Annotated in this window: 16 protein-coding genes; 10 read left to right on the forward strand and 6 right to left on the reverse strand. The window is 69.8% G+C overall.

All coding sequences use genetic code 11. The features are described from left to right. Nucleotides 1–30 precede the first annotated feature (30 nt). The 8 genes from dnaA (at nucleotide 31) to VZL07_RS14465 (ending at nucleotide 12,645) form a co-directional block, all read left to right on the forward strand. Nucleotides 31–1,383, forward strand: coding sequence for a chromosomal replication initiator protein DnaA (gene dnaA / locus VZL07_RS14430; protein ID WP_426756103.1), 1,353 nt, complete (start codon nucleotides 31–33; stop codon nucleotides 1,381–1,383). Between the two features lie 137 nt (nucleotides 1,384–1,520). Then, nucleotides 1,521–3,383, forward strand: a complete 1,863-nt coding sequence (locus VZL07_RS14435; protein ID WP_426756104.1) for a HEAT repeat domain-containing protein — start codon at nucleotides 1,521–1,523, stop codon at nucleotides 3,381–3,383. Nucleotides 3,384–3,535: 152 nt separating this feature from the next. Further along, nucleotides 3,536–6,676 carry a tetratricopeptide repeat protein gene (locus VZL07_RS14440; RefSeq protein ID WP_426756105.1) on the forward strand — a complete coding sequence of 1,047 codons (3,141 nt, stop codon included), beginning with the start codon at nucleotides 3,536–3,538 and terminating at the stop codon, nucleotides 6,674–6,676. Then, on the forward strand, nucleotides 6,673–7,566 hold the full coding sequence (locus tag VZL07_RS14445) for an RNA polymerase subunit sigma-70 (RefSeq protein ID WP_426756106.1): 894 nt from the start codon (nucleotides 6,673–6,675) through the stop codon (nucleotides 7,564–7,566). The genes VZL07_RS14440 and VZL07_RS14445 overlap by 4 nt, the downstream gene beginning before the upstream one ends. 149 nt (nucleotides 7,567–7,715) lie before the next feature. Further along, complete coding sequence (locus VZL07_RS14450) at nucleotides 7,716–8,618, forward strand: hypothetical protein (protein ID WP_426756107.1); 903 nt, start codon at nucleotides 7,716–7,718, stop codon at nucleotides 8,616–8,618. After that, nucleotides 8,615–9,946 carry a Kelch repeat-containing protein gene (locus VZL07_RS14455; protein WP_426756108.1) on the forward strand — a complete coding sequence of 444 codons (1,332 nt, stop codon included), beginning with the start codon at nucleotides 8,615–8,617 and terminating at the stop codon, nucleotides 9,944–9,946. The genes VZL07_RS14450 and VZL07_RS14455 overlap by 4 nt, the downstream gene beginning before the upstream one ends. A 440-nt stretch (nucleotides 9,947–10,386) precedes the next feature. Continuing rightward, nucleotides 10,387–11,523: a hypothetical protein gene (locus VZL07_RS14460; protein ID WP_426756109.1), complete on the forward strand. Its 1,137-nt coding sequence runs from the start codon at nucleotides 10,387–10,389 to the stop codon at nucleotides 11,521–11,523. Between the two features lie 9 nt (nucleotides 11,524–11,532). Then, the gene (locus tag VZL07_RS14465; RefSeq protein ID WP_426756110.1) at nucleotides 11,533–12,645 is read left to right on the forward strand and encodes a peptidylprolyl isomerase; all 1,113 of its coding nucleotides are present in this window, start codon (nucleotides 11,533–11,535) and stop codon (nucleotides 12,643–12,645) included. A 164-nt stretch (nucleotides 12,646–12,809) separates the two neighbouring features. Here VZL07_RS14465 and VZL07_RS14470 read toward each other — a convergent pair whose 3' ends face one another. The 4 genes from VZL07_RS14470 to VZL07_RS14485 form a co-directional block, all read right to left on the reverse strand. Continuing rightward, a complete protein-coding gene (locus VZL07_RS14470) occupies nucleotides 12,810–14,621 on the reverse strand; it encodes an MXAN_5453 family MXYO-CTERM-anchored protein (protein ID WP_426756111.1) in 1,812 nt (603 codons plus the stop codon). Between the two features lie 53 nt (nucleotides 14,622–14,674). Beyond that, the gene (locus VZL07_RS14475) at nucleotides 14,675–15,109 is read right to left on the reverse strand and encodes a CBS domain-containing protein (RefSeq protein ID WP_426756112.1); all 435 of its coding nucleotides are present in this window, start codon (nucleotides 15,107–15,109) and stop codon (nucleotides 14,675–14,677) included. Nucleotides 15,110–15,153: 44 nt separating this feature from the next. Further along, nucleotides 15,154–15,636, reverse strand: coding sequence for a DUF2267 domain-containing protein (locus VZL07_RS14480; protein WP_426756113.1), 483 nt, complete (start codon nucleotides 15,634–15,636; stop codon nucleotides 15,154–15,156). 198 nt (nucleotides 15,637–15,834) lie between these two features. Continuing rightward, nucleotides 15,835–16,686 (reverse strand): B-box zinc finger protein, encoded by an 852-nt coding sequence (locus VZL07_RS14485; RefSeq protein WP_426756114.1) that lies wholly within the window; start codon nucleotides 16,684–16,686, stop codon nucleotides 15,835–15,837. 146 nt (nucleotides 16,687–16,832) lie between these two features. Between VZL07_RS14485 and VZL07_RS14490 the strand changes: the two genes are divergently transcribed. Both VZL07_RS14490 and VZL07_RS14495 read left to right on the forward strand, forming a co-directional pair. After that, nucleotides 16,833–18,239 (forward strand): M16 family metallopeptidase, encoded by a 1,407-nt coding sequence (locus tag VZL07_RS14490; protein WP_426756115.1) that lies wholly within the window; start codon nucleotides 16,833–16,835, stop codon nucleotides 18,237–18,239. After that, on the forward strand, nucleotides 18,239–19,747 hold the full coding sequence (locus VZL07_RS14495) for an insulinase family protein (RefSeq protein ID WP_426756116.1): 1,509 nt from the start codon (nucleotides 18,239–18,241) through the stop codon (nucleotides 19,745–19,747). Before VZL07_RS14490 ends, VZL07_RS14495 begins: the two co-directional genes overlap by 1 nt. A 391-nt stretch (nucleotides 19,748–20,138) precedes the next feature. On the opposite strand, the gene VZL07_RS14500 is transcribed toward VZL07_RS14495, so the two are convergent. Continuing rightward, entirely contained in the window at nucleotides 20,139–20,447 is a 309-nt protein-coding gene (locus VZL07_RS14500; RefSeq protein ID WP_426756117.1) for a hypothetical protein, read from the reverse strand. Nucleotides 20,448–20,623: 176 nt separating this feature from the next. Continuing rightward, nucleotides 20,624–21,628: an alpha/beta fold hydrolase gene (locus VZL07_RS14505; protein ID WP_426756118.1), complete on the reverse strand. Its 1,005-nt coding sequence runs from the start codon at nucleotides 21,626–21,628 to the stop codon at nucleotides 20,624–20,626. Between the last annotated feature and the right edge of the window lie 27 nt (nucleotides 21,629–21,655).

Here is a 21,655-nt window from a genome sequence, read left to right on the forward strand (position 1 = left end):
GTCCCCAGCTTTTGCACGTTTGAGACACGCGTGAACGCCCTCGCCCAAGCCGCTACCCCCTTCCCAAGTGCTGGAATTATCTGGGCTCGGATGCTGGATGCCATCCGCCACGAGAAATTCGACTACGCACTGAGATGGCTCGAGCGCATGCGCCCGCTGGAGGTGCGTGAGGGCGCCCTGGTGATGGGCGTACCCGACCGCTTCTTCCGCGACTGGGTGGACGACCACTACCGGCCGCTGCTGGATGCGCAGCTCGCCCGGCTGGGTGAGGGACTGACCTCCATCGCGTACGAAGTGGTCGAGGGTCTGGAGCCCGACCCCCAGTTTCCACCCATACCCACAGTCAAGCCGAGCGCCTCCCGCCCGGCGCGCCTCAACGGGCGCTTCACCTTCGACACCTTCGTGGTGGCGGACAGCAACCAGCTCCCCGCCGCCGCCGCGCAGGCCGTGGCCGACAAGCCGGGCCACGCCTACAACCCGCTCTACATCTACGGCGGCACGGGCCTGGGGAAGACGCACCTGCTCCAGGCCGTGGGCAACCACATCTGGGAGCGGGACCCGTCCCAGCGCGTGGTGTTCCTCTCCAGTGAGCAGTTCACCAACGAGTACGTGGAGAGCGTCCGCGAGCACCGCATGGCGGACTTCCGCCGGAAGTTCCGCGAGGAGTGCGACGTGCTCCTCATCGACGACATCCAGTTCCTGGGCAAGCGCGAGGAGACGCAGAAGGAGTTCTTCTACACCTTCAACACGCTCTACGAGCTGAACAAGGCCATCGTCCTCACCAGCGACACGGTGCCCGCGGAGATTCCAGGCCTGGAGGACCGGCTGCGCAGCCGCTTCGCCATGGGCCTGATGACGGACATCCGCGAGCCCACCTACGAGACGCGGGTGGCCATCCTCCAGAAGAAGGCCGTGGCCGAGGGGCTGGACCTGCCGGACTCGGTGGCGCACTTCATCGCCAAGCACATCCAGAAGAACGTGCGCGAGCTGGAAGGCGCACTGGTGAAGCTGTCCGCCGTGCACAGCCTGACGCGCCAGCCGGTGACCGAGGAGTTCGCGTCGCAGGTGCTGCGCGACATCCTCCCGGCCCATCAGGCCGTGGACGTGGAGGCCATCCAGCGCGAGGTGGCCCGCTTCTACAAGGTGACGGTGGAGTCCCTGAAGGAGGACCGCCGGCACAAGGCCCTGGCCCACGCACGGCAGGTGGCCATGTACCTCAGCCGCAAGCTGACGAAGAGCTCCTTCCCGGAGATCGCCGCGCGCTTCAGCAAGGACCACTCCACCGTCATCTCCGCGGTGCGCAAGGTGGAGGGCCTCCGCATGACGGACGCCACCGTGCAGCGCGAGCTGGCGGAGCTGGAGCTGAAGCTCGGCAATCCCTGAAGCAGCCGCACGTCTGTCTCACACCGGACGGCTCGTCATGACGCGCGGAGACGTGGGTCTCCGTGGCCTGGCGTGAGCCCTGTTTCAACGGGAGTGCACAGCAGCCAGGATTGCTTCACGGGCGCGTATCGGAGGGAGTGAGTCCGCGTCTGAAGAGCCTGGTCCTGCTGCTCGCGGTGCTGGTCGGCGCCGCCGTGTGGCATGCGGGCACCTGGACGCGGCGGCCGGACGTTCCTCCGGCGGCGACCGGTGAGACCTGGGTCCCCGAGGACGGTGAGGCCCTCTCCCTCCCCGAGGACCTCCGCCAGGGTGTGAAGGGGCAGGAGCGAACGCTCGTCGTGGGGCATCGGCTCCGCTACACGTTCGACCTGGACGTCCGGACCAGCACCCAGCACGTAGATGGCACGCGCGAGCAGGCCCACACCGGCTGGAGCGGCCTGCTCGAGCTCACCTACCTGGGCGCCGAGGGTGAGCAGCACCTGTTCTCCGGGCTCGTGGTGCCCACCCGTGTGGACCTGGAGGGCGGTGAGCCGGCGCCTCCGCGTGACGACGTCCTGCGCGCCCTGCAGGCCATGTTCGAGCGGCCCATGTACGTGGCCCAGGAGTCGCGCGGCCGGGTGGTGGCGGTGCACTTCGACGCGGCGCAGGATGCGATGGCGCGGCGGCTCGTGCGCAGGCTGCTCGCGGCGACGCAGTTCGTGGCGGAGGACGGGACGCGCTGGAGCACCGAGGAATCGGACACGCGCGGCGACTTCGAGTCCGAGTACCGCGCGGGAGGCAGCGCGAACACCTACGTGAAGACGAAGCGCCGCTACCTGCGGGCCTCGTCGCCGGTGCTGCCCCGGCTGCAGGGGCATCTGGCCTTCACGCTCTTCACGGATGGGCACGTGAGGGAGGCGGTGGGCTCGGACGTGGTGGAGCTGGGGGGCGCAGACGCGAAGCGTCCCCGGGTTCGTGAGGAGACGCGGGTCGCGCTCATCAACGTCGGCGTGGATTATCAGCTCTCATCGCTGAGGCCGTTCCAGGCCGCGCGGGCGACGTTGCATCCGGAGCGGCTGCCAGCCAGTGCCGCACCGCGGGCGTCACATGAACGAGAGTCCGTGCGTGGCGAGACGCTGAAGGACCTGCTGCGGCGGATGGCGACGCGCAAGAACCGGGACGCGATTCACTCGCGACTGGCGGCGCTGTTCCACCAGGACGCGGGAGAAGTGAACCAGGCCGTGGAGCTGATACGCCGGGGCGCCACGGATGAGGTGCGCTCGGAACAGGTGCTGGAGGCGCTCGCCAGCGCGGGAACACCGGAGGCGCAGCGAGCGCTGACGTCGGTGCTCGAAGCAACGCAGGTCCGGCCGAAGACCCGCGCTCATGCGGCACGGGCCGTGGGCGAAATGGAGCGCCCCACCTTGCTGCTCGCGGACGCGCTGAGCCGTGCGCTGGAGGAGGAACCCGACGCGGCCGTGAGAGATGCGGCGGCGCTGTCGATGGGCGCCCTGTCGAAAGCGCTGGAGCTGTCGGAGCCGGGGCGGAGCAAGGCGTTGCTGGAGGAGCTGCTGCGGAGCTGTCGCTCGGGCATACCGGCGCCCAAGGTCTGCCTTTCGGCGCTGGCGCGAGCGGGCTCACCGCTCGGGATGGCCTATGTGAAGTCGGCGCTCCTCCATCCCGACGCAACCGTGCGCGGCGCGGCGACGGATGCACTGCGTGCCATCCCAGGCGCCTCCGCGGATGTCTTGCTGGACCACGTGATGCTGAACGACCCGAGCGCCCAGGTGCGAACCCTCGCGGTGAAGGCCGTCGCCCACCGTGTCGCGACTGCCCATCTGGAGGCCCTGGCCCAAGCGCTGCGCACGGAGCGGAGCGAACGGGTGCGCATCGAAGTGGTGCGGTTGCTGGGTGCCCTGCAGGAAGTGGAGGCTCCCGCGCGGGCCCTGCTTCACGACGTGGCCCAGTACGACACGTCCGGCAACGTGCGTGCGCTGGCTTCGGCGTTGCTCGGTGAGTAGGGCGTACCAGACGCCCCTCATTGAAGCGCCGGGCCATGCGCGGCCTCGCGGCGGCAACAAGGCATAAATCTACCCACACAGGACTCTCGGAGCGCAGGGTGCGTCCCTTGGGAATCAAGAACCCAGTGACAGACATCTCCGCTTGAGTTGCCATGTCTGGCGAACCGGAGCGCAGCGCGGAGTCCGCACGCATGCAGTCATGTCCCCAGGAAGCGACGCTGACGGACTTTCTCGCCGGGCTGCTCTCCGAAGAGCACCGGGCCTCCGTCCTGGCACACCTGGAAGGCTGTGCGGACTGTCGGTGGGCCCTGGCGGTGGGGGATGGCGCTGGGGTCCTGACCGGCGCTCCGACGGCACTCGCGCTGCCGCCCTCCCAACTCCTGCAGCCTGGCGACAGGGTCTCCCGCTACGTGGTGCGAGCGCGCATCGGCGCTGGAGCGATGGGCGTCGTGTACGCGGCGGATGACCCGGAGCTGGGCCGCCGGGTGGCCCTCAAGATGCTGCGTCCCGAGGGACGCCAACGAGAAGAACTGCGGCAGCGGCTGCTGCGCGAGGCCCAGGCGCTGGCCCGGCTCGCGCATCCCAATGTCGTCACCCTCTACGATGTCGGCACCCATGGCGACGGTGTCTTCCTCGCCATGGAGCTGGTGGAGGGCACCACCCTATCGGAGTGGCTGCAGCAGCCGCGTTCCTGGAAGGAGGTGCTCCGCGTCTTCCTCGAAGCCGGCAAGGGCCTGGCGGCCGCGCACGCGGCGGGCCTGGTGCACCGCGACTTCAAGCCCGCCAACACCCTCCTGGGAAAGGACGGCCGCGTCTTCGTGACGGACTTCGGCATCGCCCGGCTCCTCCAGCAGGAAGGGGCCCCTGAGCCGGCGAGCCACGAAGCCTCTGCCCATCCCCCGGGGCTGCTCACCCGGACGGGCCACGTGCTGGGCACCCCCGCATACCTCGCCCCGGAGCTGCTGCGGGGTCAGCGCGCGGACGCGCGTTCCGACGCGTTCAGCTTCTGCGTGGCGCTCTACGAGGCCCTCTTCGGCGTGCGTCCCTTTCAGGGGGAGACCCTGCGGGAGCTCGCCGAGGCCGTGCGGCAGGGCCGGCTGCATCCGCCCGAGCGCGAGGTGAAGGTCCCCGACCGGGTGCGGCGCGCGCTCTTCCGGGGGCTGAGGCACGAGCCCGAAGAGCGCTTCCCTTCCATGGAGGCCCTGCTGGTGGCGCTCACCCCGCCGCCCCAGCGGATGCTCACGCGGGTGGTGGCCACCGCGACCGTGACTGGCGTGCTGGGGGCGCTCGCGGCCTTCGGGGTGACGCATCGGCAAGAGGCGCGCTGCGAGCAGGACGTGGAGAAACTCGCGGCGACCTGGAGCCCCGCGCGACGCGAACGGATACGCACGGTGTTCCTCTCCACCGGCGCGCCCGATGCCACGGCGACCTGGGAGCACCTCGCGTCGCGGCTGGACGCCTACGCCGCCCAATGGCGGGCGCTGCGGACCGAGGCCTGCCTCGCGGCGGACAGCGACACCGCGGACGGCGCCTGGCAGACGGCCACGTGCCTCGACGCGCGGCTGTGGCAGCTCGCCGCGGTGACCGAAGTGCTGGAGAAGGCGGACGCGCTGACGGTGCAGCATTCGCACGAGCTGATGAGCTCCCTCGAAGGACTCGTCGGCTGCCGGGACACGCCCGGCCTCTCCGCCCGTCCCCAGCCACCCGACAGCCTCCGGGCCCGGGTAGATGCGGCACGGCACAAGCTCGCGCAGGCCCGCGCCCACCTCGTGTCGCGCCGGTTCACCGAGGGCTTCGCGATGACGTCCGCCCTCCTCGAGGAGCTGAAGGGGCTCGACTACAAGCCGCTGCAGGCGGAGGTCCTCCTGGCCCACGGCATATTCCTCGGGGGCCAGAACAAGCCGAAGGAGGCGGAGTCGCACCTCTATCAGGCCCTGTGGGCGGCCGAGGCCGCGCGTGACGACGAGACGGTGGCCAGGGCCTGGCTGGAGCTCGTCTGGGTGGTGGGCGAGGAGCAGTCCCGCGCCGACGAAGCGGAGCAGCTCATCCGGCATGCCCGGGCCGCCGTCGAGCGGCTGGGGCGGGAGCGCTTCCCGGACATCACGACGGACCTGCACACGCGCGTGTCGTCGCTGCGAGACGCGTACGGCCAGCTCGCCGAGGCGGAGCGGGAGGCGCTCCAGGGACTGGAGTTCTCACGGAGGCGGAATGGCCCGGACAGCCTCCGCACGCCCAACCTCCTCCACCAGCTGGGGCGCATCCGCTTCGGCCAGGGCCGGTATGAAGACTCGCTGAAGCTCCACCGCGAGGCCCTGGCGCTGCGCGAGCGCGTGCTGGGCCCCGACAACCCGGCCCTCGTGACTTCCTACAACCGGGTCGCCTCGGCCTTGATGGAGATGGGCCGGCTCTCCGAGGCCGTCAGCGCCTGGCGCAGGGCCCTGGCCCTCCAGGAGGCATCCTCCACCCCGGAGAGTCCTCCCCTGGCAACGGTGCTGCTGAACCTCGCCGGGGTCTTGCGCGTCGAGGGACGGCTGGAGGAGGCCCGGTCCATGGTCGAGAGGGCGCGCGCCATCTTCGAGCGGGCCCGGGGCCCCAACCACATCACCGTCATCTTCGCGCTCTCGGAACAGTCGACCCTCTCTCTCGAAGCGGGCCAGGCCGACGACGCGCTGGCCCTTGCCACCGAGGCCCTGGAACGCGTCCAGCGCTCCCTGGGCAAGGACACGCCACGCGCCGCCCTGCCGCTGACCGTCCGGGGGCAGGTGCACCTGAAGGCGGGCCGCTACCCCGAGGCACGGCGCGACCTGATGGAAGCGCTGGAGCGGCTGGAGCGGGAACATGGCCCGGAGAGCGGAAAGCTGGTGAGCGTGCTCCTGCCCCTGGCCGAGCTGGCCCTGGCGACCCGGGCTCCGCGGGAGGCGCTCGCATACTGCGAGCGTGCGCGGAAGGTCACCGAGAAGGCCCATGCCGCGGAGTCCCAGAACGGTAGCAGCGCGCTGACGTGTGCCGGCGAGGCGCACCTGGCACTGGGCGCCGCGGCGGAAGCCGTACCGCTGCTCGAGCGCGCGCATCGGATCCAGACCCGCTGGGGCGAGCCCGGTGACGCGGCGGCGGCCGGGAAGACCGCGTTCCTGTTGGCCCGGGCGCTCCTGGAAACGCGCGCCTCCCCGGACCGGGCGCGGGCGCTCTCGCTGGCCGAGGAGGCTCGGGAGCAGCTGAAGTCCGTGGGCGTCCGAGGCCAGCCGGAGCTCCAGCAGGTGCTGGCCTGGCAGCGGCGTGAGGGAAATCGATGAGCGAGGAACAGAAGACAGGCTCACTCGCGACGCTGCTGCGGGAGCACCTGCCACAGGCGCAACGCGCGGAGCTGGACGCCGTGGAGCATCTCGAGGCGCTGCTGCTCGGACACGTCGAGGCGGCCCGGACCGCGTGGCCCACGGTGCCGCTCCCGGCCGAGTCCTTCCTGCGGCACCTGGCCCGTCACCTTCCCGCGGGGAAGACGGCGGAGGTGATGCGCATCCTCCGCGGTGCCGACCTGTACCTCGCGTGCGCCTGCGCCACCGGCGAGCCCTCCGCCCTCCGGGCCTTCGAGCAGGACATCCTCCGGCACATCCCCGCCCGGCTCGGGAAGGTGTCACCGACCCTGGTGGAGGAAGTGCTGCAGGTGCTGCGCGAGCGACTGCTGGTAGGCAGTGGCAACACGCCACCGCGGATTGCGAGCTATGCGGGGCGTGGCCCCCTGCTCACCTGGGTGAGCATCATCGCCGCGCGCATCGTCCAGGAGCTGGTGGGCCGGGACGAGCGCCATCAGCTCGTCGCCGAGCCTCCCGAGGAGCTCGCGCGGCTGCTGGCCCCGAGCGACCCCGAGTACACGCTGCTGCGCGAAGACGCGCGCCAGCTCCTCGTCGAGGCGCTCCGGAAAGCGGTGGCGGTGCTCTCCGAGGAGGAGCGGACCCTGCTGCGCCTGCACCACTTCCATGGGTTCACGATGGACCGGCTGGCGCTCATGTATGGTGGCTCGCGCTCCAACATCGCGCGCAAGGTCGCCGATGCCCGTGAGCAGCTGATCGAGCGTGTTCGCATGGAGCTCGCGCCCCGGCTGAAGCAGGACCAGCTCGCCCTGGAGAGCCTCCTGGGACTGGTCCGCAGCCGGCTGGATATCAGCCTCCTGGGACTGCTGACCTGAACGGTCCCCCGTCACGGAGGCCGGCGGCCCTGGCTCCCAGAATTATTTTGGGACGCCGGCGGGCCCGCGCCCTCTTTCTCCTCGATGGCAGGGGCTGCCCTGGCAAGGGGCCGCAAGCCCCATCATGAGGAGAGGTCTCTGGGGACGTGATGATTCATTCCACCGACGGCAAAGCGATTGCATCTTTGTCGAGCACCCCCTGGCGGCATCACGCCTCTGCCTGGGCCCTGGTCCTCGGGCTCTTCCTCCTGCCCCTGGGGGCCCGAGGCGACGTCTCCCCCGACGTGCACCGCTATGCGGTGTCCATCCACCAGTTGATCGAGGACCTCGAGTACGAGCGCGGACTGGAGCAGGTCGCCCGAGGCAAGAAGGTGTCGCGAGGTCCCGACGATGATGTGGTGATGTCGCTCTATGAGGGCGTCATCCTGGCGGAGCTGAGCGGACGGCTGAGCGACGCCGAAGCCGCCTTCAAGGCCGCCCTCTTCTTGAACCCCGATGCGACGTTGCCGCTGCTCGTCTCCCCCAAGGTGAAGCGGCACTTCGAAGCGGTGCGCCAGGGTGTCCGGAACGAGCTGGCCGCGCGAGGAGCAGGCCCTGAGCCCTTGAAGGCGGAGCGCGCCTCAGGGGCACAGCAGGTTCAGGCGCCACGAGAGTCACTCCCCACGGTGGCTGCCCTGGGGCGCCCGGGGGCTTCCGCTTCTTCGGTGCCTGCGGTGTCCGGCTCGCACGCACCCTGGCGAGACCGAGCCATCATCCCCGCCGTGGCGGGAGGCTCCCTCGTCGTCGCAGCGGGCGTCTTCTGGGGATTGGCGGAGAAAAAGAAGTCGGACCTGGCTCGCCCTGCGCAGCACATCCACTCGCAGGCCGATGCACGGAACGTGGCCAACGGCGCGCGAAGACTGCAGACCGTCTCCGTGGGACTGCTGGTGGGAGGCATGGCGGGGCTGGGCGCCGCCCTGGGGATGCATCTGCTGGGGTCGCCGGGGGAGCCGGTGCCCCTTCAAGTCGGGCTGGATGGGACATCCGCGTTCGTGGCTGGGAGCTGGCCATGAAGGCCCCACTTCGCTCGACAGCCCTTGGCTTGATGCTGCTCAGCGTCCTTGCCGCCGCGTGCCTCGACGTCGACGACGCGGTGGCCCAATTCTGTCTCGAGAAACCTGACGCCTGCCAGGAGGGCGCGCCGGATGCGGGCCCTGATGGCAATGGCAACCAGGGCGGAGACGGCGGCGGCGAGCCAGACGGCGGGCACAGTGAGCCGGACGGCGGGGACGGTGGGCCGGGCAACCGGGACGGCGGTTCGGATGCGGGCACTGACGGGGGACTTCCGGATGGCGGGCATGAACTGCCGGGGTGGAAGCCCGTAGCGCCCATGCAGACGCGGCGCATCGGTCATACGGCCACGGAGCTGAGTGATGGCCGAGTGCTCGTCGTTGGCGGGAGCAGCTCGGGCCCCCTCCCGACGAACACCACGGAGCTCTACACCGTCACATCGAACAGATGGCTCCCCGGGCGGAACCTCGGGACGGCTCGCATGGACCATTCCGCCACCCTGTTAGGGGGTGACAAGGTCCTGGTGGTCGGTGGTCGAGGCCCCACGGGAGAGGCGCTGAGCAGCGCTGAAATCTACGACGCGGAGAAGGATGAATGGACCCCTGCCAGTCCCATCCCGTTCGGCGCACGTGCCGGCCATGCCGCCGTGTTGCTGCCCTCCGGGAAGGTCCTGGTGGCGGGTGGTGGGACCTCGGATAGCGATGGGCTGAACACCTCCGCCATCTATGACCCGTCCAGCGACTCGTGGACGAATGCTGGGAACCTGAACGTCAAACGCAGCATGCTGACGCTCACCCTTCTGGACGGAGGAGTGGTGGTGGCCATCGGTGGCTTCAATCGCGATGGCGCGGAGACCACCGCCGAGGTCTATGACGAGGATCGGCCAGATGCAGGCTGGCGCCCCATTTCGATGCAGATGAACCATGGACGCAACGGGCACGCCTCGACGTTGCTCCCTTCGGGAAGCGTCCTGGTGACAGGCTCCGTTCAGGGTTCGCCTGGAACGGTCCTCGACGCCGTGGAGCTCTTCAACCCGAGCAGCGAAGCCTGGACACCCCAGGCAGACATGCAGGAAGCCCGCTTCGTCCACACTGCCACTGCGCTGCCCTCGGGCGAGGTCCTGGTCGCGGGTGGATATTCCACTCACGACGGGGCACCGCATGCCTCCGCGGAGATATTCAGGAGCGATGGCGGTTGGGAGCTCATCTCCCCCATGTCATCGGAGCGCGCCTATCACACAGCCACCTGGCTGCAGTCGGGAAGCGTGCTCATCATCGGAGGCACCGACGGTCACACGGTGTTGAACACCGCCGAGCGGTACGTCCCCTGACGCCGCCGCGCCGAATGTAAATACATTCGAATGCAGGCACCTCGTGTGCCTGCTGAGACAACGCACGCTGTATCACCCGCGAGTGCGCCCGCCCGAGATTCGGGCGAGTGGCGCATCGTGCGGCAGCGTTTGTTTCAGCTGACGTTGGCGTGCAAATCCAGCACAGCCCATCATCCCAATGAGACACAACTCCATGATCTGATTTTGCGACAACTGTGTATGTCGATGGATTTTCCCGCGACATTCACACACAGGAACCTCCCATGCCTCCGCCCCCTGTCAACCGCAACGTCCCGAAGCCGCCTCCGCCTCCCGTCAAGCCTCCGCCTGAGACTCCGGCGCAGGCCTCGGGCTCGAAGACCTCCAAAGGCACTCAGAAGCGGAACCCAACGGCGGCACAGCAGAAGCCGAAGGACACCTTCGGGCCCCCGGACTCCGGTGTGAATTCCCCGAAGAGGCAGATGGGGCCCTATGTCCCCGGACACGAACCCAAGAAGGTCGCGGTCCAGACGCCGGCACCGCAGCAGACGGCGCCCCAGGGACAGAAGCCTGCGCAGGCTGCGAAGGAGGAGGAGGAGCCGAAGGGCTTCAAGAACCACGAGACGTATCCGAAGCTCCTGGATACGCCCCTGACGGTCCGCCAGCAGTTCCAGGATGGCAAGGACAGGGTCCAGACCTGGAAGGACAACCGGAATGCGGGCCACGGCATCGCCAGGACCACATGGGAGGGAACCAAAGACAACTTCAAGAAGTCCATTGCGGACGGCAAGAACCCGAAGGACCTGGACCAGGCCGCGGGAAAGCTGGGCAAGGCCAACACGCTCCTCAAGTTCGGGGTCGGCGGGCAGGGACTCGTCAGTGAGAAGGCAGGCAGCGCCTGGGATGCCGTCGTCAACGGAGGGCTGACGAGCGGCAGCGCCACCGAGCGAAACGAAGCCCTGAAGGACGTGTCTGACGCAGGCAAGACCGCGACCGAGACCTTGAAGGCCGGGCTCGAGACGGCGCGAGACGTCCAGAAGTATGGGAGCGCGTATCGGGCCGCCAGCAAGTCCCTCGAGGCCGACGCCCCTGACCTGAACGGCAAGGGACGGCGCGCGATTGCCCGCGACATCGCCAAGAAGGCCTTCAACAACGTGGACGCCGGGGACGTGGGCACGGACGCGAAGTTCGATGCGCTCAAGAAGGCCAACCGGACCTCCGCGAAGGACATCGCCGCCGAGGCGCACGACGTCAGCAAGAACAAGGCCCAGGAGCTGCTCAACAAGGGAGTCAAGACAGGCGCCGAGAAGACCGCCGACAATGCCCTGGACGCCGCAATCGAGAAGGGAGCCAAGGCCGCGGGCGGAATGCTCGCCAAGGGGGCGGGACGCTTCGTGCCCGGCGCGAACGTCGCCATCGCCGGCTTCGACGTCGCCAAGGCCATCGCGACGCAGAAGTCCAACGAGAATGTGGGCAAGAAGGCCACGGCGTGGATTACCGCCGCGGGGTCCATTGCCGCGGCCACGAACATCCCCGTGGTGAGCCAGGTCGGCGCGGCCGTCTCCACCGTCTCCGACTTCGTTGGCAGCTTCTTCTAGGAACCTTCCATGAGCTTCCCTAGCGACCATGGCAACAATGGCCAGCCGCTCTCGATAGGGGAACTGCAGGGCATGGGGCTGCTGAGCAGGGCGCCGGGAGCAATGGCCTTCCGAAGCACGGCAAGCCCCCGGCTCCCCACCCTCCGTGAGGCGCCTTCGCTGGAGGGGCTCCAGGTGAAGATGCCGGCTCCGCGGGCCATCACGCCCGAGGCCATCATCGAACGCTTCGATGCGCTGTGCCGCGCGGTGGCCCCCCGCAGGGAGCGCGAGCCGGGCGAAGCCGTGACACCCGGAGATGACGTGCTCCTGGACGTCCTCGGCTTCGCGAACGGAAGGCTCCTTCCGTTCTCCGCCCGCGCGGACTGGTGGACGGAATGTACGCCGGACCCGCTGCTCCCCGGCTTCTTCGAGTCCCTGGTGGGAGCCCGGGTGGGCGAGGCCGTCGCGGTGAACCTCGTCCTCCCCGACGACTACGCGGTGGAGTCGCTCCGCGGCGTCCCTGCGCGGTTCGGCGTGGTGCTCAAGGCGGCCCGGGAAGTGACTCCGCTGGAAGAGGAGGACCCGCGGCGCTTCTTCGCCTTGGGTCGGGGGGCCACGCTCGACGAGGTCATGGAGTCCATCGCAGGGGAGCTCGTCGCCGAGCGGGACGCGCAGTACCTGCAGGACTTCCAGGAGCGCGTCCTGAAGGAGGTGGCGCGACGCACGCGCGTCGAGGTGCCACGAAGCCTCGTCGACGAGGAAATCCGTCAGCGGTGGTCGGAGGCCGAGTACCCGGTACTGGTCGGCCTGGGACTTCCTCCAGAGCAGACTCGGGAAGCCGTCGATGGCTGGCTGATGGACGTCCCCACGCGGCTCGAGGTGGAGTACCGGCTGCGGCTGGCCCTGGGGCTTCGGGCCATCGCCGAGAGAGGCCGCATCCAGCCCGAGCGCGAGGAGGTGGAGGCGCTGTTCGACGGCCTCGCGGAGCGTCTCGGCATGGGCCGTGAGGCGCTGGGACGCCTGCTCCAATCCGACAAGGCGCTGGGCCGGAAGTTCGACACCCTGGCGACGCACGTGGCGGTCGTCAGTCACGTCCTGTCGGAGGCCACCGTCGCGCCGGGCATCGCTCAAGGCGCTGGATGAAGGGCCCTATTGAGCAACACGGGCCTCGCGATGAGGTGCGCGGGGCCTTCGTGCTTGTCCAAGGGGCAGCGCGTGGCGAGCTGGAGCTTCGGCGTTGCTTCGTTAAGGAAGGTGGGACGCCGGGCGGATGACACGGCCCGACGTCCCCTTTCATTCTCCGGGGCCTACTCGGCCTTGCGGCGGCGGCCGACGACGACGCGCATCAGGCCCACGAGCATCCACGGCAGCATCGCCGTGGGCGACGAGGACTGGCACCCGCAGCCACTGTCCGGAGGCGGCGGCGGCGGAGAGGTTCCCGCGTCCTGTCCCTGACCGGCATCGGTTCCCGGCTCCTCGCCCGGACCGCCGTCCGCCCCTGGCTCCTCACCGGGGCCCGCGTCCGGATCCGTGCCGGGACCCGCGTCCGGGCCCGCATCCGGATCCGTGCCGGGACCCGCGTCCGGATCCTCACCCGGGCCACCATCCACACCACCGTCCGGATCCTCACCGGGACCGCCATCCAGGTCAGGGCCGGGACCGCCGTCCACACCGCCATCGAGGTCAGGCCCGGGGCCGCCGTCCACGCCGCCATCCAAGTCCGGACCCGGACCACCGTCGAGGTCAGGCCCGGGGCCGCCATCCAGGTCCGGACCCGGACCACCGTCGAGGTCAGGACCCGGGCCGCCGTCCACGCCGCCGTCCGTATCCGGGTAGGTCGGCCTCGCGACGAACACGGCCGTGCCCCACTCCTCCTGGTCGTTGTCCGGAGGCGCCAGGCCCGCGGCCAGCGTGACTTCGCCAAACACGTTGATGCCCGCGGAACCAGCGAACACCGGGTTGGAGGGCGTCTCCTGGTCAATGCGCGCGGGTCCCAGGTCCGAGAGCACGAGGTCGTGCTCCGTCACCACCCGCCGCAAACCCTGGCCATCCCCCACCCACACCGCCCGCATGCTCGCGGAGTCGAAGGCACGGAAGACCACGACCCCATTGTCGCTGATGTCCGGCGGGAAGAACTCCAACTGCCGGATGTCACCCTGGCCATCCTGCGCGACGACTCGCAGCGCGTTGCCGTCCCACAGCCACAGCGTGGTGACGTTGCTGCCCTGCGCATTGCGCGCGGTTCCCAGGAACGCCACCTGTCCCAGGTTGTTCAGCGCCGGCTGCACGGACGCGAAGCGGTACACCTGCGACGCCGCATCCAGTCCGCGCGTCCGCGCGATGAGCCGCGACGACTGGCCGTCAGGCTCGAAGATGCGCAGCTCCTGGAAATACTCCGACGACGCCGTCGCGAGGTCACCCACGCCCGCCATCTGCCCCAGGTCATTCATCGTCGGCGAGTACAGGAACTCGTAGGGGCCCACGCCGTCGACGGCCCGCTCACTGGCCACGATGGTCGCCTGGAAGGCGCCACCAGGCGTCTCGGACGCGACGGCGTAGGCGCGCCCCACGCCCGCGAACGTGGCCCGGAAGCCAATCTGTCCCGCCTCGTTGAGCCACAGGCTGCTCCAGTCCGATGCGCCCACGGGCACTCGGATGATGCGCACGTCGTCAGGCGTGTCGACGTTCAGCAGGTAGATGCCATTCTGCGCCGCCGACGTCGCGCCCGTGACCGCGAAGGCGATGTCACCCCGCGAGTTCACCCCGGGGTCGCTCATGCGCGCGTCGACCCCCAGGTCGGGGAGCTGGTAGATGCGGCGCCCCACACCGTTCTGCCCCCACCACACCGCGGAGCGCCCCTCGGGGGTGATGGCCAGCCGGAAGGCGAGCTGACCATTTCCGGCCAGCGGAACCTGGAGACTTCCCGCCAGCAGGTTGCCCGGCGCCACGTTGTAGGCACCCGAGGCATTCCCCCGCAGGTTCGTCCGCGCCTGGAGCTGCAGGGTGTATTCCGGTAGCTGTGCCCAGGCTGGCGTGGCCAGCGTGAGCCCACACAGCGCCACCTTGATTCCGCGGGCCAGCAATGCCCGCGCATTCCGCTTCCGTCGTGCGACCGACATGGATGCCGCCTCCCTGTGTCGAAGGGAGGCAGGCTATCACTGGCACCCGACGCTCAGTGCGCCGCGGGCGGCGGTGCCTCGGAGATGGTCTCCAGCGTCTCGCTGACCTCCCCCTCCGCCAGCTCCTCCAGCAGGTCGCTCAGGGCGACAATCCCCACCAGCTTCTTGTCCCGGTCGAGCACGAGGATGCGGCGGACCTTCTTGTCCTTCATCTTCTCCGCCACCACGTTGATGTCTTCGTCATCGAAGGCGTACTCGAGCTCGCCCGTCATCGCCTCCGCCACCGTCGTGGCGTTCGGGTCCTTCCCCTGGGACACGGCGCGCACCACGATGTCGCGGTCGGTGATGATGCCCATCAGCCGGTCGCCGTCGCAGACGGGCAGCGGACCCACGCTCAGCTCCCGCATCTTCAGCGCGGCATCCTTCAGGGAGTCCTTCGCATTGATGACCGTGAGGTCCCCGGTCATCACCTCTCGTATCTTCCGCATCACACGACTCCTTTCTTCGGTTCGGGTCTCGAGAGCCTCATGGCTCACGCCTCGGGCACCCACAGTGAGCGCAGGTCGGCGGGCAGCTGGCCCATGACGTCGTCGGCCTCGCCCTCGCTGATGTGATTGCGCACCGTGACGAAGACGGCGCGGGCCAGGCGCTCGGCCTCGTTGGGCGTGGTGTCGAGCTCCTCGGCCACCATGGCGAGGAACTGCTCCAGCTTGTACTTCTTGGCCACCTTGCCCTCGTGCCGGGGACACCGCTTCAGCATGTCCGTCACCTTGCGCGGGAGCTGGGCCTCCAGGTGCTTCGCCTCGGTGTCCATGAGGCGCTGTTCGAGCAGGCACAGCACCGACTGCGCGGCCTTCTCCGCCAGCTCGCGGACGACGCCCGCGTTCGCCTCGAGGTCCTTCAGGAAGGCCGCGTAGGTCTGCGCCGCGCGCGACTCACTGCGCTGCTCCTGGATGCTGGGCGTGGTGACCCGGCGCTCCCCTGCCTCCCCTTGTTCCTCGCGTATGTTCGCCATGGCTGTGGCCTCCTCGGTGTCGGGCTTGGGTCCTCCCCGAGAGCGTGGGCACCCCATGGCCCCCAGGCACCGGCCGCCCCCCGCGCGCCGGGGCGACAGGGTGGGAAGCGAGCCATGCGCCGAGGGCACACGCCGCCCGGAGCAGGCAGCCGCCTTCCCGTTCCTCCGCGCCAGTGGTGCCGCGCACCGCCCCCGCCGTCAGTCCACCTGGCCGCTGAGCAGCTCCAGGGCGTGAGGCCCGTACAGCAGCCCCCAGAGCGCCAGCGAGGCGAGCCCCAGGCACAGCCCCCCGAGCGCCTCCCAGCGGCGACCAATCGGCGGCTGCGCCTGCGGGTCCACGCGCCGCAGGGCCACCGCGCCCAGCACCACGGCGAGCACCGCCACCCCCACGAAGCCGAAGGTCAGCACCGGCAGCACGCCGAGGATGAAGAGCATCTGCGCGAACACGGGCATGAAGAGGGCGAACACGCCCAGCGACAGCGCATGCCGGGCGAGGGGGTTGTTGATGCGCCGGTCCCACAGCAGGTGCAGCTCGCGCTCGGGGACGTCCAGGCGGAAGAAGAGCCGGTTACGCGTGTCCCGGAAGATGTTCACCGCGACGATGAGGGGAATGAAGAACAGCAGCGCGGGTGGCCCCAGCGATGGCGCGGTGAGCAGCATGGCCAGCAGCGGCACGGCCAGCAGGCCCAGGCGCGCCCAGCGCAGGCCCAGGAAGAACGCCACGCCCACGCCCGCGCTGGCCAGACACGCCAGCCCGGCGCCGAGGTCACCGGACACCAACGCCAGCAACGCCAGCCCGACGAGCAGCACCGTGACACCGCCCACCAGCCAGGCGCCCGCGTCGCGCCGGCCCCAGAGCCCGAGCCGGAAGGTCTCCAGGTAGTCCACCTCCGGACGGACGGCACAGGTAGGGCAGTACATCCGCCCCATCACCCAGGTCGTGCACGTGGTGCAGAGGAAGCTGCCACAGCGCTGACAGGTGGCACCCGCGAGCGCATCCGGATGGAGGGCGCAGCGGGGCAGGGCACCGGGGGAGACATCGGCGGACATGATTTCAGTCTCTCACGTTGACCAGCAACCAACATCCTGGCGCGAGGAGCCGTCCCGCCACCATTCCCCACCCACGCCGCCGGACGTGCGTGCTAAGCGCGTCACGTGAGTCATTGGCATCGAGACCCGGAGGCACCTTGTTCCGAATGAAGGCCCTCGTCGCCGCAGCCCTCGTGTTCAGCGGGCTGCCGGCGCTTGCCCAGACACCCCAGGAGGCGAAGCCGCTGGAGCCCGGCCGTGAGGCGCTCGCCATTCCCTATGAGAAATACGCGCTGCCCAACGGCCTGGAGGTCATCCTCTCCGTGGACCGGAAGCTGCCGGTGGTGGCCGTCAACATCTGGTACCACGTCGGCGCGTACCACGAGCAGCCCGGCCGCACCGGCTTCGCGCACCTCTTCGAGCACATGATGTTCCAGGGCTCGCGCAACGTGGCCGACGACGTCCACATCTCCATGCTGGAGCAGCTGGGCGCCACCGACCTCAACGGCACCACCAGCTTCGACCGCACCAACTACTTCCAGACCGTCCCCAGCAACCACCTGGAGACGGCCCTGTGGCTGGAGAGCGACCGCATGGGCTTCCTGCTCGACGCGCTCACGCCCGAGAAGCTGGAGACACAGCGCGAGGTGGTGAAGAACGAGCGGCGCGAGGCCATTGAAACGGCGCCCTACGGCGCGGCCCGCGAGAAGGCATGGCACGCGCTCTTCCCGCTGCCGCACCCGTACCACGGGGACGTCATCGGCTCGATGCAGGACCTGAACGCGGCCACCGTGGATGACGTGAAGGACTTCTTCCGCAAGTGGTACGCGCCGTCCAACGCCACGCTGGCCATCGTCGGTGACTTCGACATGGCGAAGACGAAGGCGCTGGTGGAGAAGTACTTCGGCTCGCTGCCCAGCCACCCGCGGCCGCAGCGGCCGGAGGTCGCGCCGGTGAGCCTCACCGCGCCCGTGGTGCTCCGCGAGGAGGAGCGCGTGGCCCGGCTGCCGCTCCTGTCCATCCAGTGGCACTCGCCCGCGTACCTGGAGGAAGGGGATGCCACCGCGGACGTGCTGGCCACCGCGCTGTCCACCGGCAAGGCCAGCCGCCTCTACCGCAAGCTGGTGCTGGAGAAGGAGCTGGCCCAGAGCGTCAGCGCCACGCAGCAGAGCCAGGGCGCGCAGTCCGTCTTCAGCGTGGACGTGGTGGCCCGGCCCGGCGTCTCCACGGACGTGCTGCTCCAGGAGGTGGACGCGGTGCTGGACGAGGTGCGCCAGAAGGGCATCACCCCGGAGGAGATCGCGCGCGCACGCACCCGCTATGACACGCGCACGCTGGCCGGCCTCCAGGCCGTCGGCGGCTTCGGCGGCAAGGCGGACGTCCTCCAGAGCTACAACCACTTCGTCGGCGAGCCCAACTACGTGGCCCAGGACCTGGCCCGCTACGAGTCGGTGACGCCCGAAGCCGTGAAGCAGTTCGCCCAGGACACGCTGCGCCCCGGCGCGCGCGTCATCCTCCACGCGGTGCCGCCCGCACGCCGGCAGGCGCCCCTCGACTCGAAGGAGCGCCACTGATGCGCCGCCTCTTCTCCGCCCTGCTCGTCACCCTGCTGACCGCCTGCGCCAGCGCCCCGAAGCCCGCACCGGACTCGCCCGCCCTGGGTGAGAAGGCCACTCCGGCCGAGCCCGCGCCCGACGCCGAGTCCTTCCGCGCCCGGCCTCCCGAGCCCGGCAAGGCCCCGGACCTGGTGCTGCCCACCTTCCAGCGCGCGAAGCTGGACAACGGCCTCACGGTGCTGGTGAGCACCCGGCGCGAGCTGCCGCTCGTGTTCGCCGGCGTGGCCTTCGCCTCGGGCAGCGCGCAGGATCCCCAGGGCAAGGAAGGCCTCGCCGCGCTGACGTACCGCATGCTGCTGGAAGGCGCGGGCAAGCGGGACACGGTGGCGCTGGACAACGCCTTCGCCGACCTGGGGGTGTCCCCCTCCATGGACGTGCAGGTGGACGGCGCGCAGGTGGGCGTGCGCGTGCTGACACGCAACCTGGACACCGCCCTGTCCCTGCTGTCGGACGTGGCACTCCGGCCCACGTTCAACCCGCAGTCCTTCGACCGGCGCAAGAAGCAGCAGCTGGCGGACCTGGTGCGCATGATGGGACAGCCCATCGTGCTCGCGCAGCTGGCGTACCTGGAGGCCGTCTTCGGCCTGAACCACCCCTACGGGCACATGGCCGATGGCCTGCCCGCGTCCGTGGAGACGCTCACGCTGGCGGACGTGAAGCGCTTCTACCAGCAGCACGCGGGGCCAGGCGCTGCGGCCGTCATCCTCACCGGGGACATCTCCCTGGACGAGGGCGTGGCCCTGGCGAAGAAGCACTTCGGTGGGTGGAAGGGCAAGGCCACGCCGCCCGCGCCCCCGCCGGCCGCCAAGGCCTCGCCGCGCCAGCAGGTGTACGTGGTGCCCAAGCCGGGCCTGGACCAGACGGTGCTGCTGGTGGGCCGCCCGGGCATCGCCGCGGGGAACCCGGACGAATACGCGCTGGACCTGGCCACCACCGTGTTCGGCGGCTTCTTCGGCAGCCGGCTCAACATGAACCTGCGTGAGAACAAGGGCTACAGCTACGGCGCGGGGGTCCGCCTCGCTCCGCGCCTGGGCGTGGGGCCGCTGACCGCGTACAGCTCCGTGCGCCAGGACGTGACGGGCCCGGCCCTCACTGAAGTGATGAACGAGCTGTCGGGCCTCAAGACCCGGCCGATTACACCCGAGGAGCTGAACGCCGCGCGCGAGGGCCTCATCCGCGCCTTCCCGGGCGCCTTCGAGACGGTGGAGGGCCTGGGCGCCAGCGCCGCGGCGCTCTTCATCACCCGCCGCCCGCTCGACGAGTTCAACCGCACGGTGGAGGGCCTGCGGGACGCCACGGACGCGGACGTGCAGCGCAAGGCGGAGGAGTACCTGGACCCCGCCATGATGCAGATCATCCTCGCGGGTGACCCGGCGACGATTCAGGAGCAGGTGACGCCGCTAGGCCTGGGCAAGCTGGTGCCCGTGGAGCCGGATGAGGCGCCGACGCCGCGCGCGGCGAAGTAGGACACTGCTGACACCGGGCCGTGGCGAGGCTTCGAGCTCGACGCCGCAGCCCGGTGTGCCTCGCGGCGGAGCAAGACACTGCTGATGCCGGGCCGTGGCGGGGCTTCGAGCTCGACGCCGCAGCCCGGTGTGCCTCGCGGCGGAGCAAGACGCTGCTGATGCCGGGCTGTGGCGGGGCTTCGAGCTCGACGCCGCAGCCCGGTGTGCCTCGCGGCAGAGCAAGACGCTGCTGGCGCCGTGACTCATCAGCGAAACAGGGTACCGCCGGCGCCGTGCCACGACAGGCATCTCACCTGACGCCTCGGCCCGGCACGTCTCGCGGCGAAGCACGCGTCACTGACGCCAGGCCGTGGCGCGGCATCGGTGCCAGCCACGCCCCGGCGACCTGCCCTCAGCGGTTGCGCGCTTCGTCTTCCTCATCGGAGACCTGACGCTCCTCGGCCTGCTCGCGGCCGTGGCGCTCGCGCTCCAGCTCATCCGCCTCGTCGATGGGGCTGCGGATATCGGGGACGTGGCCGCCCGCCTCGGCGTCACTGTCCAGCGCGAACTTCTGCTCTCGCGTGTCGCGGATGGAGTCCGCGGAATACAGCGGCAGGGTGTCGTCGGCTTCCAGTCCTCGCTCCACACGGTCTGGAGCGTAGGGCGGCTTCCTGGCGGCCTCCTTGCCACCCGTGTACGGGTCGTACTTCCTGTTGGGCATGGCGCGCTCCTCGTCGAAGTGGGTGCTGCTCCGAGCTTCAATCTCGGAGCGCACCCGCCAGGCACCAAGGTCCCCACGGCACGCCGTGGGCACGCCCGGCCGCTCGGCTCACGAGGGAGACGGGGAGGCACGCAGGCATCCCCAAGTTGCCCACAGGCGGGCAACCCACCGCCGCGTCACTTCCCGAGGAAGTCGAACAGCGTCGCGTGGAACTTCTCGGGCGCCTCGAAGTGCGGGATGTGGCCCACGCCGGGGAGCTCCACCAGCGTCGCGTTGGGGATGGCCTTCGCCACCTTCTTGCCCAGCTGCGGGTACTGGCCCAGCGTCGCGGCGTCCGCGGCGGGCACCCGGCCGCGGCCGATATAGGTCCGGTCCTCCTGGCCCAGGTACAGCAGCGTGCGCGGCTTCACGAAGGGGAACTCGTGCACCACGGGCTGCTCGTAAATCATGGTCCCCGTGGCGGCGGATACCCAGGCGAGGCGGGGGTACTCGGCGCTCTGCATCTGGCGGGCGGCCACCTGCACCCAGGTGTCGTACTCGGGCTTCCACTTCACGTAGTACGTCTGGTGGTACTTGCGGGTGCCCTCCTCGGTGGCCTTGAGCTGGTTCTTGTAGTCGTCCTCGGTGGACACCCAGGGCACCTTCTCCCGGTAGTCCTCCAGGCCAATGGGGTTCTCCAGCACCAGCTTCGTGACGGTGTCCGGGTACATGAGCGTGAAGCGCGTGGCCAGCATGCCGCCCATGGAGTGGCCCACGACGGCCGCCTGCTTCACGCCCAGCGAGTCCAGCAGCTGCTTCGTCAGCGAGGCGAGCGTGTGGAAGCTGTAGTGGATGTCCGGCTTGGACGACTTGCCGAAGCCAATCTGGTCCGGGACGACCACGCGGTAGCCCGCGCCGGTGAGGGCGCGGATGGTGCTCTCCCAGTACGCGCCGAAGAAGTTCTTTCCGTGCAGCAGCACCACGGTGCGGCCATTGGCCCGGCCCGTGGGCTTCACGTCCATGTAGGCCATGCGCACGTCCTGGCCCTCGACGGTGAGGGGCAGGTACTGCACGGGGTGGGGGTACGCGTAGCCCTCCAGGGCGATGCCGAGCGGCTCGGCAGGGCGGCGCTCCTGCGCGAGCGCTGGCGAGCTGGCCAGGAGCAGGGCGGTGAGAGCCAGGGCGGGCTTGCGAACGGGCATGAAACTCACTCCTCGGGCGAGATGCGT

Origin of the sequence: Pseudomyxococcus flavus (assembly GCF_050038885.1) — a bacterium.
Classification (GTDB): domain Bacteria; phylum Myxococcota; class Myxococcia; order Myxococcales; family Myxococcaceae; genus Myxococcus; species Myxococcus flavus.

What these genes read in the sequence shown, in the direction of transcription:
- VZL07_RS14455 (WP_426756108.1), top strand. Translation starts at nt 8,615, where the DNA reads ATGAAGGCCCCACTTCGCTCGACAGCCCTTGGCTTGATGCTGCTCAGC.
- VZL07_RS14450 (WP_426756107.1), top strand. Translation starts at nt 7,716, where the DNA reads ATGATTCATTCCACCGACGGCAAAGCGATTGCATCTTTGTCGAGCACC.
- VZL07_RS14490 (WP_426756115.1), top strand. Translation starts at nt 16,833, where the DNA reads ATGAAGGCCCTCGTCGCCGCAGCCCTCGTGTTCAGCGGGCTGCCGGCG.
- VZL07_RS14440 (WP_426756105.1), top strand. Translation starts at nt 3,536, where the DNA reads ATGTCTGGCGAACCGGAGCGCAGCGCGGAGTCCGCACGCATGCAGTCA.
- VZL07_RS14445 (WP_426756106.1), top strand. Translation starts at nt 6,673, where the DNA reads ATGAGCGAGGAACAGAAGACAGGCTCACTCGCGACGCTGCTGCGGGAG.
- VZL07_RS14470 (WP_426756111.1), bottom strand. Translation starts at nt 14,621, where the DNA reads ATGTCGGTCGCACGACGGAAGCGGAATGCGCGGGCATTGCTGGCCCGC.
- VZL07_RS14495 (WP_426756116.1), top strand. Translation starts at nt 18,239, where the DNA reads ATGCGCCGCCTCTTCTCCGCCCTGCTCGTCACCCTGCTGACCGCCTGC.
- VZL07_RS14475 (WP_426756112.1), bottom strand. Translation starts at nt 15,109, where the DNA reads ATGCGGAAGATACGAGAGGTGATGACCGGGGACCTCACGGTCATCAAT.
- VZL07_RS14480 (WP_426756113.1), bottom strand. Translation starts at nt 15,636, where the DNA reads ATGGCGAACATACGCGAGGAACAAGGGGAGGCAGGGGAGCGCCGGGTC.
- VZL07_RS14505 (WP_426756118.1), bottom strand. Translation starts at nt 21,628, where the DNA reads ATGCCCGTTCGCAAGCCCGCCCTGGCTCTCACCGCCCTGCTCCTGGCC.
- VZL07_RS14465 (WP_426756110.1), top strand. Translation starts at nt 11,533, where the DNA reads ATGAGCTTCCCTAGCGACCATGGCAACAATGGCCAGCCGCTCTCGATA.
- VZL07_RS14500 (WP_426756117.1), bottom strand. Translation starts at nt 20,447, where the DNA reads ATGCCCAACAGGAAGTACGACCCGTACACGGGTGGCAAGGAGGCCGCC.
- VZL07_RS14485 (WP_426756114.1), bottom strand. Translation starts at nt 16,686, where the DNA reads ATGTCCGCCGATGTCTCCCCCGGTGCCCTGCCCCGCTGCGCCCTCCAT.